The sequence below is a fragment of the Pseudomonas sp. Tun-23181 genome (genome assembly GCF_057415455.1).
Genome location: NZ_CM171630.1, coordinates 4268525 through 4284778 on the forward strand (window position 1 = coordinate 4268525; position 16254 = coordinate 4284778).

General features: G+C 66.6%; 15 protein-coding genes and 1 riboswitch. Of the genes, 9 read left to right on the plus strand and 6 right to left on the minus strand.

Features of this window, described 5'->3' with window-relative positions; genetic code table 11:
- Positions 1-13 precede the first annotated feature (13 nt).
- Positions 14-1435, plus strand: coding sequence for a bifunctional D-glycero-beta-D-manno-heptose-7-phosphate kinase/D-glycero-beta-D-manno-heptose 1-phosphate adenylyltransferase HldE (hldE, locus tag ACDI39_RS20250; protein WP_225788913.1), 1422 nt, complete (start codon positions 14-16; stop codon positions 1433-1435).
- 174 nt (positions 1436-1609) lie between these two features.
- Here hldE and ACDI39_RS20255 read toward each other — a convergent pair whose 3' ends face one another.
- The 4 genes from ACDI39_RS20255 to ACDI39_RS20270 form a co-directional block, all read right to left on the minus strand.
- A complete protein-coding gene (locus ACDI39_RS20255) occupies positions 1610-2578 on the minus strand; it encodes a metal ABC transporter ATPase (protein WP_225788914.1) in 969 nt (322 codons plus the stop codon).
- Between the two features lie 37 nt (positions 2579-2615).
- Positions 2616-3428, minus strand: a complete 813-nt coding sequence (locus ACDI39_RS20260; RefSeq protein WP_225788915.1) for an aldo/keto reductase — start codon at positions 3426-3428, stop codon at positions 2616-2618.
- Complete coding sequence (locus tag ACDI39_RS20265) at positions 3425-4600, minus strand: NAD(P)/FAD-dependent oxidoreductase (RefSeq protein WP_225788916.1); 1176 nt, start codon at positions 4598-4600, stop codon at positions 3425-3427. Before ACDI39_RS20265 ends, ACDI39_RS20260 begins: the two co-directional genes overlap by 4 nt.
- A gap of 120 nt (positions 4601-4720) precedes the next feature.
- On the minus strand, positions 4721-5053 hold the full coding sequence (locus tag ACDI39_RS20270) for a DMT family transporter (RefSeq protein WP_225788917.1): 333 nt from the start codon (positions 5051-5053) through the stop codon (positions 4721-4723).
- A gap of 88 nt (positions 5054-5141) precedes the next feature.
- Here ACDI39_RS20270 and ACDI39_RS20275 point away from each other — a divergent pair, with 88 nt between their 5' ends.
- Both ACDI39_RS20275 and waaA read left to right on the plus strand, forming a co-directional pair.
- Positions 5142-6032: a LysR family transcriptional regulator gene (locus ACDI39_RS20275; RefSeq protein ID WP_225788918.1), complete on the plus strand. Its 891-nt coding sequence runs from the start codon at positions 5142-5144 to the stop codon at positions 6030-6032.
- A 182-nt stretch (positions 6033-6214) separates the two neighbouring features.
- Positions 6215-7486: a lipid IV(A) 3-deoxy-D-manno-octulosonic acid transferase gene (gene waaA / locus ACDI39_RS20280; protein WP_225788919.1), complete on the plus strand. Its 1272-nt coding sequence runs from the start codon at positions 6215-6217 to the stop codon at positions 7484-7486.
- Between the two features lie 31 nt (positions 7487-7517).
- On the opposite strand, the gene ACDI39_RS20285 is transcribed toward waaA, so the two are convergent.
- Positions 7518-8954, minus strand: coding sequence for a TolC family outer membrane protein (locus ACDI39_RS20285; RefSeq protein ID WP_225788920.1), 1437 nt, complete (start codon positions 8952-8954; stop codon positions 7518-7520).
- 162 nt (positions 8955-9116) lie between these two features.
- A riboswitch (TPP riboswitch) is annotated at positions 9117-9223 on the plus strand.
- 152 nt (positions 9224-9375) lie between these two features.
- On the opposite strand from ACDI39_RS20285, the gene thiC reads away from it, so the two are divergent.
- Both thiC and cytX read left to right on the plus strand, forming a co-directional pair.
- A complete protein-coding gene (gene thiC, locus ACDI39_RS20290) occupies positions 9376-11262 on the plus strand; it encodes a phosphomethylpyrimidine synthase ThiC (RefSeq protein WP_225788921.1) in 1887 nt (628 codons plus the stop codon).
- A gap of 116 nt (positions 11263-11378) precedes the next feature.
- A complete protein-coding gene (gene cytX, locus ACDI39_RS20295) occupies positions 11379-12656 on the plus strand; it encodes a putative hydroxymethylpyrimidine transporter CytX (RefSeq protein WP_225788922.1) in 1278 nt (425 codons plus the stop codon).
- Here cytX and ACDI39_RS20300 read toward each other — a convergent pair.
- Positions 12625-13371: an RsiV family protein gene (locus ACDI39_RS20300; protein ID WP_225788923.1), complete on the minus strand. Its 747-nt coding sequence runs from the start codon at positions 13369-13371 to the stop codon at positions 12625-12627. The genes cytX and ACDI39_RS20300 overlap by 32 nt on opposite strands.
- A 184-nt stretch (positions 13372-13555) precedes the next feature.
- On the opposite strand from ACDI39_RS20300, the gene ACDI39_RS20305 reads away from it, so the two are divergent.
- The 4 genes from ACDI39_RS20305 (at position 13556) to ACDI39_RS20320 (ending at position 16250) form a co-directional block, all read left to right on the plus strand.
- Complete coding sequence (locus ACDI39_RS20305) at positions 13556-14173, plus strand: NUDIX domain-containing protein (protein WP_225788924.1); 618 nt, start codon at positions 13556-13558, stop codon at positions 14171-14173.
- Entirely contained in the window at positions 14164-14616 is a 453-nt protein-coding gene (locus ACDI39_RS20310; protein WP_225788925.1) for a DUF1249 domain-containing protein, read from the plus strand. Before ACDI39_RS20305 ends, ACDI39_RS20310 begins: the two co-directional genes overlap by 10 nt.
- A gap of 76 nt (positions 14617-14692) precedes the next feature.
- The gene (cpdA, locus tag ACDI39_RS20315; protein WP_225788926.1) at positions 14693-15508 is read left to right on the plus strand and encodes a 3',5'-cyclic-AMP phosphodiesterase; all 816 of its coding nucleotides are present in this window, start codon (positions 14693-14695) and stop codon (positions 15506-15508) included.
- A 133-nt stretch (positions 15509-15641) separates the two neighbouring features.
- On the plus strand, positions 15642-16250 hold the full coding sequence (locus ACDI39_RS20320) for a YqiA/YcfP family alpha/beta fold hydrolase (protein WP_225788927.1): 609 nt from the start codon (positions 15642-15644) through the stop codon (positions 16248-16250).
- Positions 16251-16254: the final 4 nt, after the last annotated feature.

Consider the following 16254-nt stretch of genomic DNA (forward strand, 5'->3'; position numbering starts at 1 on the left):
ATTTGGGTTGCCCATGAAGTTGTCCATGCCGCGTTTCGATCAAGCCCCGGTACTGGTGGTCGGCGATGTCATGCTCGACCGCTACTGGCATGGCGGTACCTCGCGGATTTCTCCCGAAGCGCCGGTGCCGGTGGTCAAGGTCGAGCAGATCGAGGATCGCCCCGGCGGCGCGGCCAACGTCGCACTGAACATCGCCGCGCTCGGTGCGCCGGCCGCGCTGGTCGGCGTGACCGGCCAGGACGAGGCCGCCGATAGCCTGTCCAACAGCTTGCAGGCCGCGGGCGTGCGTTCGATCTTCCAGCGCATCGCCCACCAGCCGACCATCGTCAAGCTGCGGGTCATGAGCCGCCACCAGCAATTGCTGCGCATCGATTTCGAAGAACCCTTCGCCACCGACCCATTGTCGCTGGGGGAGGAAGTCGACGACCTGCTCGAGGGCGTCAAGGTGCTGGTGCTGTCGGACTACGGCAAGGGCGCGCTGAAGAACCACCAGAGCCTGATCCAGGCGGCGCGGGCCAAGGGCATCCCGGTGCTGGCCGACCCCAAGGGCAAGGACTTCTCCATCTACCGGGGCGCCAGCCTGATCACGCCGAACCTGAGCGAGTTCGAGACCATCGTCGGGCGCTGCGTCGACGAGGCCGACCTGGTCGCCAAGGGGCTGCAACTGCTGCACGATCTGGAGCTCGGCGCCTTGCTGGTGACCCGTGGCGAGCATGGCATGACCCTGCTGCGCACCGGCCATCCGGCGCTGCACTTGCCGGCACGTGCCCGCGAGGTGTTCGATGTCACCGGTGCCGGCGATACCGTGATCTCCACCCTGGCGGCGGCCATCGCCGCCGGCGAGGACCTGCCCCACGCGGTCGCCCTGGCCAACCTGGCTGCCGGCATCGTGGTCGGCAAGCTCGGTACTGCAGCTATCAGCGCCCCCGAACTGCGTCGGGCGATCCAGCGCGAGGAGGGCTCCGAGCGCGGCGTGTTGACCCTCGACCAGCTGTTGCTGGCCATCGACGATGCGCGGGCGCACAACGAGACGATCGTCTTCACCAACGGCTGCTTCGACATTCTCCATGCCGGCCACGTGACCTACCTGGAGCAGGCACGTGCCCAGGGCGACCGCCTGATCGTGGCGGTCAACGACGACGCTTCGGTCAGCCGCCTGAAGGGGCCGGGCCGGCCGATCAACAGCGTCGATCGGCGCATGGCCGTGCTCGCCGGCCTGGGTGCGGTGGACTGGGTCATCAGTTTCCCCGAGGGGACGCCCGAGAACCTGCTGCGCCAGGTCAAGCCGGATGTGCTGGTCAAGGGGGGCGACTATGGCATCGACCAAGTGGTCGGCGCCGATATCGTCAAGGCCTATGGCGGGACGGTGAAGGTGCTGGGGCTGGTGGAAAACAGCTCGACCACGGCGATCGTCGAGAAGATCCGCAAGCACTGAGAGTGCCGGGGCCGCAATGCGGCCCATCGCCGGCAAGCCGGCTCCCACAAGGGCCTGCGTAAACCGCAGATAGCGCAGCGCATGATCTCCCACAGATAGAGCGCAGGGCTTGAATCCAGCGGGAAACCTGTGGGAGCCGGCTTGCCGGCGATGGGCTGCGCAGCAGCCCCATGATCACTTGTGCAAGGTGGTCCGTGCCCGGGCCAGCAACTCCCGCGCTTTCTCACCGAAGCGCTCCAGGTGCGATGCCGGCTCCCGCTTCGGCTCCACCAACCCCTGCCGTTTCACCCAGTCCTTCCAGCGCACCCGCTCATCCTGCACCACCCAACCCTCCTGTCGGGCGAAGCTCTCGGCCAGGTACAGGCCACGGGTGCTGGCGGGCACCAGTTCGTCCTTCTTCAAGGTATAGAGCTCGGCCAGCGGCCGACCGTCCTTCAGCGGCATCAGGTACAGGTCCGGGCGCTTGCGGTTGAGCCGGGCCACCAGGTGCTCACCCTCCAGCCGCTCGTCGACATGGAACAGGCTCAGCGACTTGGCTTCCCTGGGCACCTGCAGGCGCAGGTCGTAGATCAGTTGCAGCGATGCCGTGGGCAGGTGCACGTAGGCCCGTGGCCGCTCCAGCAGCATCAGGTTGGCGCAATGCACCGGCCGTGCGGCACCGGACTCGGGTGTAAGGACGAAGGGCAGGGCCTCGCGGTAGTGCAGGGCGGTGGCGTAGGGCGCCGGCAGCCAGGTGTCGTTGAAACGCCCGCCGAGCCAGCCTTCGGGGGTTTCCAGCAGGCACTCCTCCGCCACTTCCTGGATGGCGGTGTGCAGCGGCAGGTTGAGTTCCTGGGCGGGCACGTAGCCTGAGATCAGCTTCAAGACCACATCGCCACGGTCCTGCCGGCGCTGGCGTACCAGCACCCAGTAGTCGCGGTGCTGCCAGTGCAGGGTCAGGCGCACCGAGACGCCGAGGTTGGCCAGTTCCACCACGAAACGCTCGGTGTCGGCCAACTGGATGGCCTTGCGCCGTTGCTGGACCTGGGCGAAGTTCAACGGCATGCCGATGCTCTGGTAGGTCAGGCCGTCGGGGGTGGCTTCTACATGCAGCGGCAAGGTCTTGAAGTTGCTCGGGTTCTTGCGGATCAGCATGCGCGGCACGAGGCTCCTCCTTGCGTTGGGCGCCCTGGTGGTTGGCTCAAGACTGGCCCAGGATGCGGGCGACGGTGGCCACGTTATGGGCCAGGTGCAACGGATTGATGGTGCCGACGATAGCACTGCTCACGCCAGGGTGGGAGAACAGCAGCTCGAAGCTGGCCTGCACCGGATCGACCCCAGGCGCCAGGCAAACGTGCCCGCTGGCCAGGGCCTTTTTCACCAGGATGGCCTTGCCGTGCTCGGCAGCGTAGTCCAGTACCGGGCGTTCTGCCTGCTCGTTGAGGTTGTAGGTGACCATGGCGCAGTCGCCTTGTTCCAGGGCCTTGAGGCCGCCGGCCACGGTCTTGCCGGAGAGGCCGTAGCCGAGGATCTTGCCCTCCTGCTTGAGGGCGGCGAGAGTCTGGTAGACCTCCTGCTGCTCGAGTATCGCCAGGTCGTTGCCATCGGAGTGCACCAGCACCAGGTCGATGCGATCGGTTTCCAGGCGGCGCAGGCTGCGTTCCACCGAAAGTCGGGTGTGGGCGGCGCTGAAATCGAAATGCGACTGGCCATTCTCGAACTCTTCGCCCACCTTGCTGACGATCACCCACTCATCGCGCTGGCCACGCAGCAGCGGGCCCAGGCGTTCTTCGCTGCGGCCATAGGCCGGCGCGGTGTCGATCAGGTTGATGCCCAGCTCACGGGCCTGGGCCAGCAGCAGGCGGGCTTCGTCGTCGCCGGGGATGGTGAAGCCGGTGGGGTACTTGACGCCCTGGTCGCGGCCAAGCTTGACCGTGCCCAGGCCCAGGGGCGACACGGTCAGGCCGGTGCTGCCCAACGGGCGGTGGAAGTCGTGCAGGGTCGGCAGGCTCATGGCAGCAGTTGCTCCCAGGCAGGCACGCCCAGCGCGGGGCGGGGCAGGTCGGCAAGGTTCGGTTGCGCGCTTGGGCGGATGCCATCACGCTCCAGGCTCGCCAGCACACGGTCGCAGAAGTCGGGCGCCAGGGCCAGCTTGGTTGGCCAGCCCACCAGCAGGCGTTGTTGCTCGGCCAGGAAGGCATTGTCCGGGCGCACCAGGCCGGACTGCGCCGGCTCGGCGCGGTCGACCCGCAGGGTGGCCCAGCGCACCTGGCGCTGGTCGACCCAGGGCAGCAGGTTGGCGATTTCCTTTTGCGCTGCGGCGATCTGCGCCGCCGGCTCGCGGGCCACGCCGTCGGCTTCGGCCAGGTCGCCACCGAGGTACCAGACCCACTGGCCGTCTGCGGCCGGGTGGGTGGTGATGGTGACCCGCGGCTTCGGCCCGCCGCCCAGGCAGTGGGCATAGAGCGGCTTGAGGTTCGGCCCCTTGGCCATGACCATGTGCAGGGGACGGCGCTGCATGGCCGGCTGCTCCAGGCCCAGGGCCTGGAGCAGTGCCTCGGTGCCGGCACCGGCGCTGAGCACGATGCGCTGGGCGCGGATCTCGCGATCGTCCACGCGCAGGCCGAGCAGTTCGCCGCCCTCGCGCAGCGGCTCGATGCGCTCGCCGGCCAGCAGGCTGTCACCGGCCAGCTCGGCCAGGTTGGCGAGCAGGCTGGGTACATCGATGACCAGCTCGGCCAGGCGGTAGACCTTGCCCTTGAAGGCGCGGTCTTGCAGGGCGGGGGGCAGTTGCTCGCCCTTGACTTGGTCGACCCGGCCGCGCACGGCCTTGCTGGCGAAGAAACTGGTGAGGTTGCCTGCCAGGGTGCCTGGGGACCAGAGGTAGTGGGCATCGGACAACAGGCGGGTGTTGCCCAGGTTAAGCTCGCCGCTGCCGGCCAGGGCCTCGCGCCAGCGCCGCGGCATGTCGGCGATGGCCTCCGAGGCACCGGTCAGGGCGCCGTGCAGCGCGTACTTGGTGCCACCATGGATGATGCCCTGGGACTTGATGGTCTGTTCGCCGCCAAGGCTGGCGCGCTCCACCAGCACCGTCGAATAGCCCAGGCGCCGCAGGCGGGCGTTGAGCCAGAGGCCAGCGACCCCAGCGCCGACGATCAGCACGTCAGTGGAAATGGCGGTTGGCATGCGGGCACCTCGAGGATTGGGACAGCTGGCAAGTATACAGGCTGTGAAGGCAGGCTTCCCAATGCCGGGCTCAGGGCTTGCAGTTGCCATTTGGGGCTGCAAAGCAGCCCCGGATACGGATCAGTGCCCTGCGGTCCGGGAGAATACCTGGATCACCACCACGCCGCCGACGATCATGGCCATGCCGAGCATGGCCGGGAAGTCCAGCTTCTGCCCATAGATCACCAGTGCCACCGCGCTGATCAGCACGATGCCCAGGCCCGACCAGATCGCATAGGCGATGCCTACCGGAATGCTGCGCACTACCAGGGTCAGCATCCAGAACGCCACGGCATAGCCGCAGACCATCAGCAGCAGCGGCAGCGGCGTGCTCAAGCCCTTGACCGCCTTCATGGAAGCGGTGGCGATGACTTCGGCGCAAATGGCGATGGCCAGGTAGGTGTAGGCGTTCATGGTGCAGGTCCTCCGTTGCTGGGCTGGCATTCTAGACGCTCCATGGATGCGGTAAAGTCATTACCTATCTGTTATGGAGATAGCTTGCATGGCCGAGCATTGGAACCTGGAGCAACTGCGCCTGTTCGTGCGGGTTGCCGAGCTGCGTTCGTTTTCCGCTGTCGCCCGCGAGCAGCGCAAGGCCCAGTCGGCGATCAGCAATGCCATCGCCCTGCTGGAAACCGACCTGGGCGTGGTCCTGTTCGAGCGCAGCAGCGGCCGCCAGCCGCGCCTGACCGAGCGGGGCGCCGCATTGCTGGAGGACGCCCGGGAACTGTTGCGCCAGTGCGAGCGCCTGGACGGTCGCGCGCTGGCCCTGATGCGTGGCCAGGAGGCCCAGTTACGGGTCGCCCAGGACGAGGCCATGCCGTATCAGCCGGTCATCGACAGCCTGGACGAGCTGGCCAGCCACTACCCGTTTCTCGAAGTGCAACTGGCCAGCGGGGCCCAGGGCGACGTGGCGCGCAAGCTGGTGGAGCGCCGCGCCGACCTGGGGCTGTTCTTCCATCACGAGCAGATCCCGGCCTCGCTGGAGCGGCGTGCCCTGGGCAGCGTCGAGATGATCACGGTCTGTGCCGTGGACCATCCCCTGGCCCGCCAGGGCCGGGTCTCGCGCCAGCAACTGGCGCGTCACCGGCAGTTGCTGATCACCCCGCAGCAAAGCGGCTACCCAGGCGGAGAGGCGATCAGCCCGCAGGTGTGGCGCGCGGACAGCTTCTACGCCATGGCCGAGTTGCTCATGCGCGGCCTGGGTTGGGCCTGGTTGCCGCGGCATGTGGTGCAATACCCAACCTACCAGGCGCAGATGGTCGAGCTGGACAGCGAATGGCGGCCACCGGCGCTGGTGGCCGAACTGGCCTGGCGCCGCGACCAGCCACTGGGGCCGGCGGCACAGTGGCTGGCCGAGCGCTTTGCCGTGCACCTACGGGCAATCGGCTAGGGGACCATGCGCTGTCGCACACAGAACATACGGTTGACGGAGGCTCTTGTGGGAACGGGCTTGTCGGGGCGCCGAACCGCTGCGAATAGGCCTGCCTTGACACCCTGGATTCCCTGTCCATCACCTGAACGAATGACCTGGACACAGGCCTTTTCATCCCGTTCCTAGTAAACTGCGCCGCCATGAACAGAACTCTTTATACCTTGCTGTTTCACCTGGGCCTGCCGCTGGTCGCGCTGCGCCTGTTCCTGCGTGCACGCAAGGCGCCGGCCTACGGCCAGCGGATCGCCGAGCGTTTCGCCTGCAAGCTACCGCCCATGCGCCAAGGCGGCATCTGGGTGCATGCGGTGTCGGTGGGCGAGAGCATCGCCGCAGCGCCCATGGTCCGTGCCTTGCTCAAGGCCTATCCGGACCTGCCGATCACCCTCACCTGCATGACCCCGACCGGTTCGCAGCGGATCCGCGCGATGTTCGAAGGCGAACCGCGCATCCAGCACTGCTATTTGCCCTACGACCTGCCATGGGCGGCCGGGCGCTTCCTCGATCATGTCCGGCCACGGTTGGGCATCATCATGGAGACCGAGCTGTGGCCCAACCATATTCACCAGTGCGCCAGGCGTGGCATCCCGGTGGCCCTGGCCAACGCGCGGTTGTCGGAGCGTTCCGCCCGAGGCTACGGGCGTTTCGCCGGCCTGACCCGGCCGATGCTCGCCGAGATGAACCTGATCGCCGTGCAGACCGAGGTCGAGGCCGAACGCTTCCGCAGCCTGGGCGCTCGCCCCGCGTGCGTGCAGGTGACCGGCTCGATCAAGTTCGACCTGAAGATCGATGAGCAACTGCTGCCGCGCGCGCGCCAGTTGCGTGAGCAATGGGGCGCCGAGCAACGCCCGGTCTGGATCGCCGCCAGCACCCACGAGGGCGAGGATGCCTTGGTGCTCCAGGCCCATCGGCAATTGTTGCAGGCCCATGGCGATGCGCTGCTGATCCTGGTGCCGCGCCATCCCGAGCGGTTCGAGGCGGTGCATGCGCTGTGCCGCGAGCAGTTCGCCACGGTGCGCCGCTCCAGCGGTGCACCCGTCGACGGGCAGACCCGCGTGTTGCTCGGCGACACCATGGGCGAGCTGCTGTTCCTCTATGCCTTGGCCGACATCGCCTTCGTCGGCGGCAGCCTGGTACCCACTGGCGGGCACAACCCGCTGGAGCCGGCAGCGCTGTCACTGCCGGTGATCACCGGGCCGCACGTGTTCAACTTCCTCGAGATCAGCGCGATGCTGCGCGAGGCAGGAGCGTTGCAGGAAGTGGACGATGCCGAGGGCCTGGCCACGGCCGTGCGCCGCCTGGTCGAGTTGCCCCAGGATGCCCGGCGCATGGGTGAGGCGGGCAACCAGGTGATGCGTGCCAACCAAGGGGCATTGCAGCGCTTGCTGGATGGGTTGGCTCGCCTTTTGGGGTGACGGAGCCGCTCCTACAGGCCAAGGGTTGCGTTCACGGTCGGCGTTCGAAGTTCTTCGCCGCCGCCTCTGCCAGGTCCGGTGGCAGGAAGTCCCGGTCCGGGTTGTAGTCGGCCTTCAGGTAGCGCCCCAGGTCCTGCAGGTCTTGCGGGCTGAGGGTGCCGGCGGCCTGCTTGAGGCGCAGGTTGTCGAGGATGTAGTCGTAGCGGCTGTTGTTGTAGTCGCGTACCGAGGTGTACAGCTGGCGCTGGGCATCGAGCACGTCGACGATGTTGCGGGTGCCGACCTGGTAACCGATCTCGGTGGCTTCCAGAGCGCTCTGGTTGGAAATGATCGACTGCTTGCGCGCCTGCACCTGTTCCACATCGGTGTTCACCGCCCGATGCAGGTTACGGGTATTTTCCACCACCTGGCGGCGCAGGCTCTCACGCTGTTGCTCGGTCTGGTTCAGGCGCTGGTAGGCCTCGCGTACCTGGGAACTGGTCAGGCCACCGCTGTAGATCGGGATGTTCAGCTGCAGGCCGATGCTGGTCTGCTCCACGTCGCCGCTGTAGCGCACGCCCGGTTGGGGGGCGGGGTTGGTGAAACCCAGGTTGTCGTTGTCGCCCCGCTGGTAGCGTGCCACCGCGTCCAGGGTCGGGGCGTGACCGGCCTTGCGCTGGCGCAGGGTTTGCTCGGCGGCGCTGACGGCATGGTTGGTCGCCAGCAGGTTGAGGTTCTGGCGTGCGGCGGTCTCGACCCAGGCCTTGGCGTCATTGGGTGTCGGCACTTGCACCGGCAGGCTGTGGACCACGCCCTGGATCGACGAATACTGGCGGTTGGTCAGGGTGATCAGGGCCTCGAAGGCGTCCTGCACCTGGCGCTCGGCGATGATCCGGTTGGCCCGGGCGGTGTCGTAGCTGGCCTGGGACTGCAGCACGTCGGTCTTGTCGGAAAGCCCGACGTCGAAGCGCTCGTTGGACTGGTCCAGCTGGCGCTTGAAGGCCGCCTCCTCGGCCTTGGTCGAGGCCAGGTTGTCCTGGGCGCGCAGCACTGCGAAGTAGTTCTCGGCCGTCTGCAGGATCAGGTTCTGTTCGGTGGCCGACAGCTCCAGCGCGGCCTGTTCGTTGACCGCCTCGGCCGCTTGCAGCTGGAACCAGCGGTCGGCACGGAAGATCGGTTGCGCCAGGGTGGCGCTCCAGGCATTGCCGCTGCGGTTGGAGGTGATCGACGGTTCGTCGAGCTTGGTGCGGGTACTCATCATCTCGGCACCGGCCGACAGGTTCGGCAGCAGGCCGGCCCGGGCCTGGGGCACCACTTCGCGGCGGGCGCCGTAGTCGGCGCGGGCGGCGGCCAGGTCGGCGTTGTTGTCGACCGCTTCCTGGTAGACGCTGATCAGGTCGGTCTTCACCGTCGTGGGCACGTCCGCTGCCCAGGCCACCGTGTTGGACGCACAAGACACGGCGATCGCCAGTGAGAGTTTGCGCAGCATAGGGGCAATCCTTGTACGAAATTGAATTACTGAACTGTTGAGTATCGGGCGATGGGCCAGTGTAGTGCCGCGCGCAGCCGGCAACAATCCGCCTGTTGCGCCTTTCATCATTCCCCCTGCTGACACGCTTGGCTTTGCCGACCACTTGAGTCTAGACTGCGCATGTTCTTGTCGGGGTGCCTTGAATCAAAGGCTGAGATCGGAGAGGTCCGGGTCCCGTTGAACCTGATCAGGTTAGCGCCTGCGTAGGGAACAAGATTGCTCGCTTTCCCGGCGAGACTCTTGTGCCAGGTCCGGGATCGTCGAGCTCGCGCTCGAGGCCCCCCGTGCATCCGGCACCGCACCCGTGGAGGGTGCATCCACGCCATTCAGGTTCTCCCCCGACATTCCACCCGCTAGGAAGCTGTCTGGAGAGCCTGTGATGAGCAAACAAGAAAAAACGATCCACCTCAGCGAGTCGGCGCAAGTCGACCAGCAGTCCGTGCAACCCTTCCCCCGCTCGCGCAAGGTCTATGTCGAGGGCTCTCGTCCCGACATCCGCGTGCCCATGCGCGAGATCAGCCTGCACGATACCCCCACCGACTTCGGCGGCGAGCAGAACGCCCCGGTGCTGGTGTACGACACTTCCGGCCCCTACACCGACCCCAGCGTCATCATCGACGTGCGCAAGGGCCTGGGCGATGTGCGCTCGGCCTGGATCGAGGCCCGTGGCGACACCCTGCGCCTGGACGGCCTGAGCTCGAACTTCGGCCAGCAGCGCCTGAGCGACCCGGAGCTGACCCGACTGCGCTTCGCCCATGTGCGCAACCCACGCCGCGCCAAGGCCGGCGCCAACGTCACGCAGATGCACTATGCGCGCAAGGGCATCATCACCGACGAGATGGAATACGTCGCCATCCGCGAGAACATGAAGCTGCAGGAGGCCCGCGAAGCCGGCCTGCTGGCCCAGCAGCACGCTGGCCACAGCTTCGGCGCGGCGATCCCCAAGGAAATCACCCCTGAGTTCGTGCGCCAGGAGATCGCCCGTGGTCGCGCGATCATTCCAGCCAACATCAACCACACCGAACTCGAGCCGATGATCATCGGCCGCAACTTCCTGGTGAAGATCAACGGCAACATCGGCAACAGCGCCCTGGGCTCGTCCATCGAGGAAGAGGTGGCCAAGCTGACCTGGGGTATCCGCTGGGGTTCGGACACGGTCATGGACCTGTCCACCGGCAAGCACATCCACGAGACCCGCGAGTGGATCATCCGCAACTCGCCGGTGCCGATCGGTACCGTGCCGATCTACCAGGCCCTGGAGAAGGTCGGCGGCATCGCCGAGGACCTGACCTGGGAGCTGTTCCGCGACACCCTGATCGAACAGGCCGAGCAAGGCGTGGACTACTTCACCATCCACGCAGGCGTCTTGCTGCGCTATGTGCCGCTGACCGCCAAGCGGGTCACCGGCATCGTCAGCCGCGGTGGCTCGATCATGGCCAAGTGGTGCCTGGCCCATCACCAGGAGAACTTCCTCTACACCCACTTCGACGAAATCTGCGAGATCATGAAGGCCTACGACGTCAGCTTCTCGCTGGGCGACGGCCTGCGTCCGGGTTCGATCGCCGACGCCAACGACGCTGCCCAGTTCGGCGAGCTGGAAACCCTCGGCGAGCTGACCAAGACCGCCTGGAAGCATGACGTGCAGACCATGATCGAAGGCCCCGGCCACGTGCCGATGCAACTGATCAAGGAGAACATGGACAAGCAGCTGGAGTGTTGCGACGAGGCGCCGTTCTACACCCTCGGCCCCCTGACCACCGACATCGCCCCAGGCTACGACCACATCACCTCCGGTATCGGTGCGGCGATGATCGGCTGGTTCGGTTGCGCCATGCTCTGCTACGTGACGCCCAAGGAGCACCTGGGCCTGCCGAACAAGGACGATGTCAAGACCGGCATCATCACCTACAAGATCGCCGCGCACGCCGCCGACCTGGCCAAGGGGCACCCCGGGGCGCAGATCCGTGACAATGCCTTGTCCAAGGCGCGTTTCGAATTCCGTTGGGAAGACCAGTTCAACCTGGGCCTGGACCCGGACACCGCGCGTGCCTTCCACGATGAGACGCTGCCCAAGGAGTCGGCCAAGGTCGCCCACTTCTGCTCGATGTGCGGACCGAAGTTCTGCTCCATGAAGATCACCCAGGAAGTGCGCGAGTACGCCGCTAACCAGCGCATCGATGCGGTGGACGTGTCGGTCGAGGAGGGCATGCGCGAGCAGGCCGAGCGGTTCCGCCAGGAAGGCAGCCAGCTGTATCACAAGGTGTGATGGCAGCGACTGACTGATCGTTGAGGGCCGCCTTGCGTCCCATTCGCGCCGGAGCGCCGCGAATGGGACGCAAGGCGGCCCCTGTGATTACAGATTCAACGTGTGGACGAATTCCAATGAGCAGCCACTTCTCCCCCGACCATCCGGTCCCTTCCAACCAGCGCCTGTTCGGTGCCCGCGACCTGTTCTCGCTCTGGTTCTCCCTCGGCATCGGCCTGATGGTCCTGCAGGTCGGTGGCTTGCTCGCGCCGGGCCTGGGGCTGGCCGGGGCAATCCTGGCGATCGTCCTCGGCAGCGCTGTGGGGGTGATGCTGCTGGCGGCGGCCGGGGTGATCGGCAGCGATACCGGCCTGTCGGCCATGGCCACCCTGCGCCTGAGCCTGGGGCGCCACGGTGCCCGCCTGCCGGCGCTGCTCAATTTGCTGCAACTGGTCGGCTGGGGCTCGTTCGAGATCATCGTCATGCGCGACGCCGCCAGCCTGCTCGGCGCCCGTGCCTTCGGCGAGGGCAGCCACTGGAGCAGCCCGCTGCTCTGGACCCTGTGCTTCGGCGCCCTGGCCACCCTGTTGGCCGTCAGCGGGCCGCTGGCCTTCGTGCGCAAGGTGTTGCGCAAGTGGGGCATCTGGCTGTTGCTCGGTGCCTGCCTGTGGCTGACCTGGAACCTGTTCGCCAAAGCCGACCTGGCCGCGTTGTGGGGGCGTGGCGGGGATGGTTCGCTGTCCTTGGCGGTGGGCTTCGACATCGTCATCGCCATGCCGCTGTCCTGGCTGCCATTGATCGCCGACTATTCACGCTTCGGCCAGCGTGCCAGGCGGGTGTTCGGCGGTACGGCTCTGGGCTTTTTCATCGGCAACGCCTGGTTGATGAGCCTGGGCGTGGCCTACACCCTGGCCTTCGCCCCGAGCGGCGAAGTCAATGCGCTGTTGCTGGCGCTGGCAGGGGCCGGGTTGGGGATCCCGCTGCTGCTGATCCTGCTCGACGAGTCGGAAAACGCCTTTGCCGACATCCATTCGGCGGCGGTCTCCACCGGCTTGCTGGTACGCCTTAAGGTCGAGCACCTGGCCCTGGCCATCGGTGCGCTGTGCACCCTGGTGGCGCTGCTGGCGCCCTTGGCGCAGTACCAGAACTTCCTGCTGCTGATCGGCTCGGTGTTCGCGCCGCTGTTCGGCGTGGTGCTGGTGGATCACTTCGTGATCCGCCGCCGGCAGATGCCGGTGGCGATCGGCGGGCTGCATTGGCAGGCTCTGGTGGCCTGGGCGGTGGGGGTGGCGGCTTATCACCTGATGGCGAATGCCGCACCGGAGCTGGGGGCGACCCTGCCGGCATTGCTGCTGGCAGGGGTGTTGCACGCTGTGCTGAGCCTCAGCCGCGGCCGGGAAACAGCTCGGGCCTGAGAATGCCGTTCAGGCGCGGGTAGGGGATCTTCAATTCGATGTGGCCCATGGAGTAGGGTGCGATGGCATAGACCTCGTACTTGAGCACCACCGCGCCGTAGGTCAGGGCCACGTGCGGGGTCTGGCGGAACGGCCAGGTCTTGACGAATTCCGGGTCCTTGTCCATGCCGGTGCTGGCCAGCCAAGCCTGGTGGGATTGTTCGGCGGTCTTCCAGAAGGTCTCCTCCTGGCCCGGCAGCAGCATGTCCTGCAGGGTCAGGACCTTGTCCAGCTTGCGCGAGTAGTTGATGAAGCCACGCCCGGGCATGCCATGGGCGCCGCCGCTGTCCAGGTAGCTGGACAGCTCGATGATCACCAGCCCGTCATGCTGCTCGCGTACCTTGGCCTGCAGGTAGCTGCTGTTGCGCTTCTCGGCGCTGGCCAGGTACTGCTCCTCGTAGGCCTTGAGCGAGGTCGGCGCGTTGGCGCGCTGGTTGTCCTCGGTCAACTGCAGCAGGCGGCGTTCGACGATGCCGTCGAGCTTGGGCAGGTCCGGGAAGTGGATGGTATCGATGTTCACCAGCGGGCAGTCACGCTCGCTGCAACCGGGCTTGACGTGTTCCCAAGCGTCGCGCTTGACCTCGAGCGGTGCCCGGTAGTTGGGCTCGAACAGGCTCTGGCAGGCGCCCAGGGCCAGTGCCAGCACGGCCACGGAAGTGAGTTTGACAAGCGTCATGATGATCCTTGCAGGTCAAAGGTAGTCGGCCTTGGACCGTCGGCGGAGCCTTCGGTTCGCCACTAAGCTAACAGAGAGGCGCCAGCCTGTCCCGGCTGCCCGAACGGTCGCCGGAAAGGGATGAAACCCGGCGGCACGCAGAGTAGGATGGCGCGATGCGGCACACGAGGTCATGAGGATTTCCATGTCAGATACGTTGAATTCGCAGCCCAGGACGGTCGAGATCGTCGAGCAGGCCAACTGCTTCCAGGGTTTCTACAGGCTCGACAAGCTGCGCCTGCGCCACGAACTGTTCGCCGGGGGCATGGGGCGTGAGATCAGCCGCGAGCTGTTCGTGCGCCACGACGCGGTCTGCGTGCTGCCCTACGATCCGCAGCGCGACGAGGTGGTGCTGATCGAGCAGTTCCGGGTCGGCGCGCTGGGCAAGGTCGACAATCCCTGGCTGATCGAGATGGTGGCTGGCCTGATCGACAAGGACGAAGTGCCCGAGGAGGTCGCCCATCGCGAGGCCGAGGAAGAGGCCGGCCTGGCTTTCAGCGCGCTGTGGCCGATGACCCGTTACTTCCCTTCGCCGGGCGGCAGCGACGAGTATGTCCACCTGTTCCTCGGCCGTTGCAGCAGCGAAGGTGCCGGTGGCCTGCATGGCCTGGAGGAGGAGGGCGAGGACATCCGTGTGCGTGTCTGGGCGTTCGAGGATGCCCTGCAGGCCGTGCGGGACGGGCGGATCTGCAACGCCGCCACCATCATCGGCCTGCAATGGCTGGCGCTGAACCGTAGCGAAGTGCGAGGTATGTGGTCGTGAACCTGCTGCGTGAGCGCTATCGGGTCGACCTGGCCGGGCTGCAGGCGGCCTGCGAAGCCAACTATGCCCGCTTGATGCGCTTGCTGCCGGACATGCGTACCGCCCAGAGCTCGCGCCGCATCGGCATGACCCAGGGCGACCAGATGCTCGGCGTGCTGGTGCTCGACGTGCTGCTGGCCTGCCCCTACACCACCACCCTGCGGGTGCGCCAGGAGCACAGCCTGCCCTGGTTGCCGGTGCCGCACCTGGAGGTGCAGGTGTACCACGACGCGCGCATGGCCGAGGTGGTCAGCGCCGAGCACACCCGGCGCCTGCGCAGCATCTACCCGTATCCCAACGCCGCCATGCACCAGCCGGACGAGAAGGCCCAGCTCAACCTGTTCCTCGGTGAATGGCTGAGCCACTGCCTGGCCTGTGGCCATGAGTTGGAAACCGTGCGCTGAAATGAGCGCTTTCGCGTATTTGCTCGAACCCGCATAGCCGCCATAATCGCGCTGAATCCGTTCGAGGAGACGGCCGTTGCCGCAGCCCAATCATTGCCAAGACCCTGCACCCGTCCATGTGGTGCAATTGTCCGATGCCCACCTGTTCGCCGAGCCAGGCGGTACCCTGCTGGGCATGAATACCCGCGACAGCCTGCGCCATGTGATCGACCAGGCTCGCCGCGAGCAGCCGCGCATCGACCTGCTGTTGTGTACCGGGGATCTCTCCCAGGACGGCAGCGTCGCTTCCTATGAGGCCTTTCGCCAGTTGACCGCCGACTTCGGCGTGCCGACCCGCTGGTTGCCCGGCAACCATGACGAGGCCCGGGTCATGGCGCAGGTGGCGCGTGGTAGCGACCTGGTGCGGGCGGTGACCGATATCGGCGCCTGGCGCATCGTCATGCTCGACTCGGCAGTGCCCGACGCGACCCACGGCTGGCTGGCCGATGACCAGCTCGCCTGCCTGGACCAGGCCCTGGCCGGCGCGGGCGAGCGCCATTGCCTGGTGTGCCTGCACCATCAGCCGGTGGATATCGGCTGTGCCTGGATCGCGCCGATCGGCCTGCGCAATGCCGAGGCGTTGCTCCAGCGGCTGCAGGGGCATCCGCGGGTGCGGGCGGTGCTCTGGGGGCACATCCACCAGGAGTGGGACGAAGTGCGCGACGGGCTGCGATGGCTGGCATCGCCTTCCACCTGCATCCAGTTCGCCGCGCGCAGCGAGGAATTCAAGGTGAGCGAGGAGTTGCCGGGCTACCGCTGGTTGCGCCTGCATGCCGACGGGCGGGTGGAAACCGGTGTGGAGCGGGCACGGGACTTCGAGGTGAGGCTGGACTTCGACAGCGCAGGGTACTGACACGCCAGGCCCCTGGCCCCAGTGAAATTTGTTGCGAAAAACCCGATGCTGCGCCAAAGCCCTGCGAACAGGCTACACTGCGCGTCCCTGCGCCCGCACGGACGGGCGTACCGCAGCAGACACCGGGGGCAGCATGTCGGGTTCCATCCTCTATATCCATGGTTTCAACAGCTCGCCACTGTCGAGGAAGGCGCGTCAGCTCGAGGCGGTGATGCAGCAGTTGGGCCTGGCCGAGCGTTTGCGCGTCCCGGCGCTGCATCACCAGCCGCGCCAGGCCATCGCCCAGCTGGAAACCGCCATCGACGAACTCGGCGCGCCCTTGCTGGTCGGCAGTTCGCTGGGCGGCTACTATGCCACCCATCTGGCCGAGCGCCATGGCCTCAAGGCCCTGCTGATCAACCCGGCGGTCGCGCCGCACCGGCTGTTCGACGGCTACCTCGGTACCCAGCGCAACCTGTACACCGACGAAACCTGGGAACTGACCCTGGACCACGTGCAGGCCCTGGCCGAACTGGAAGTGCCGCCGCCGCAGGACGCCAGCCGCTACCAGGTATGGTTGCAGACAGCCGACGAAACCCTGGACTATCGCCAGGCCGAGCGTTATTACCGGGCCTGCGCCCTGCGCATCCAGGCCGGCGGCGACCACGGTTTCCAAGGCTTCGCCGAGCGCCTGCCGGCCTTGCTGGCCTTCGCCGGGATTGCCCGGGGGCAGTATGCGGCGCTCGATTTTTCTGTATTTTGATCTT

What these genes read in the sequence shown, in the direction of transcription:
- hldE (WP_225788913.1), top strand. Translation starts at nt 14, where the DNA reads ATGAAGTTGTCCATGCCGCGTTTCGATCAAGCCCCGGTACTGGTGGTC.
- ACDI39_RS20260 (WP_225788915.1), bottom strand. Translation starts at nt 3,428, where the DNA reads ATGAGCCTGCCGACCCTGCACGACTTCCACCGCCCGTTGGGCAGCACC.
- ACDI39_RS20265 (WP_225788916.1), bottom strand. Translation starts at nt 4,600, where the DNA reads ATGCCAACCGCCATTTCCACTGACGTGCTGATCGTCGGCGCTGGGGTC.
- ACDI39_RS20270 (WP_225788917.1), bottom strand. Translation starts at nt 5,053, where the DNA reads ATGAACGCCTACACCTACCTGGCCATCGCCATTTGCGCCGAAGTCATC.
- ACDI39_RS20275 (WP_225788918.1), top strand. Translation starts at nt 5,142, where the DNA reads ATGGCCGAGCATTGGAACCTGGAGCAACTGCGCCTGTTCGTGCGGGTT.
- waaA (WP_225788919.1), top strand. Translation starts at nt 6,215, where the DNA reads ATGAACAGAACTCTTTATACCTTGCTGTTTCACCTGGGCCTGCCGCTG.
- ACDI39_RS20285 (WP_225788920.1), bottom strand. Translation starts at nt 8,954, where the DNA reads ATGCTGCGCAAACTCTCACTGGCGATCGCCGTGTCTTGTGCGTCCAAC.
- thiC (WP_225788921.1), top strand. Translation starts at nt 9,376, where the DNA reads ATGAGCAAACAAGAAAAAACGATCCACCTCAGCGAGTCGGCGCAAGTC.
- cytX (WP_225788922.1), top strand. Translation starts at nt 11,379, where the DNA reads ATGAGCAGCCACTTCTCCCCCGACCATCCGGTCCCTTCCAACCAGCGC.
- ACDI39_RS20300 (WP_225788923.1), bottom strand. Translation starts at nt 13,371, where the DNA reads ATGACGCTTGTCAAACTCACTTCCGTGGCCGTGCTGGCACTGGCCCTG.
- ACDI39_RS20305 (WP_225788924.1), top strand. Translation starts at nt 13,556, where the DNA reads ATGTCAGATACGTTGAATTCGCAGCCCAGGACGGTCGAGATCGTCGAG.
- ACDI39_RS20320 (WP_225788927.1), top strand. Translation starts at nt 15,642, where the DNA reads ATGTCGGGTTCCATCCTCTATATCCATGGTTTCAACAGCTCGCCACTG.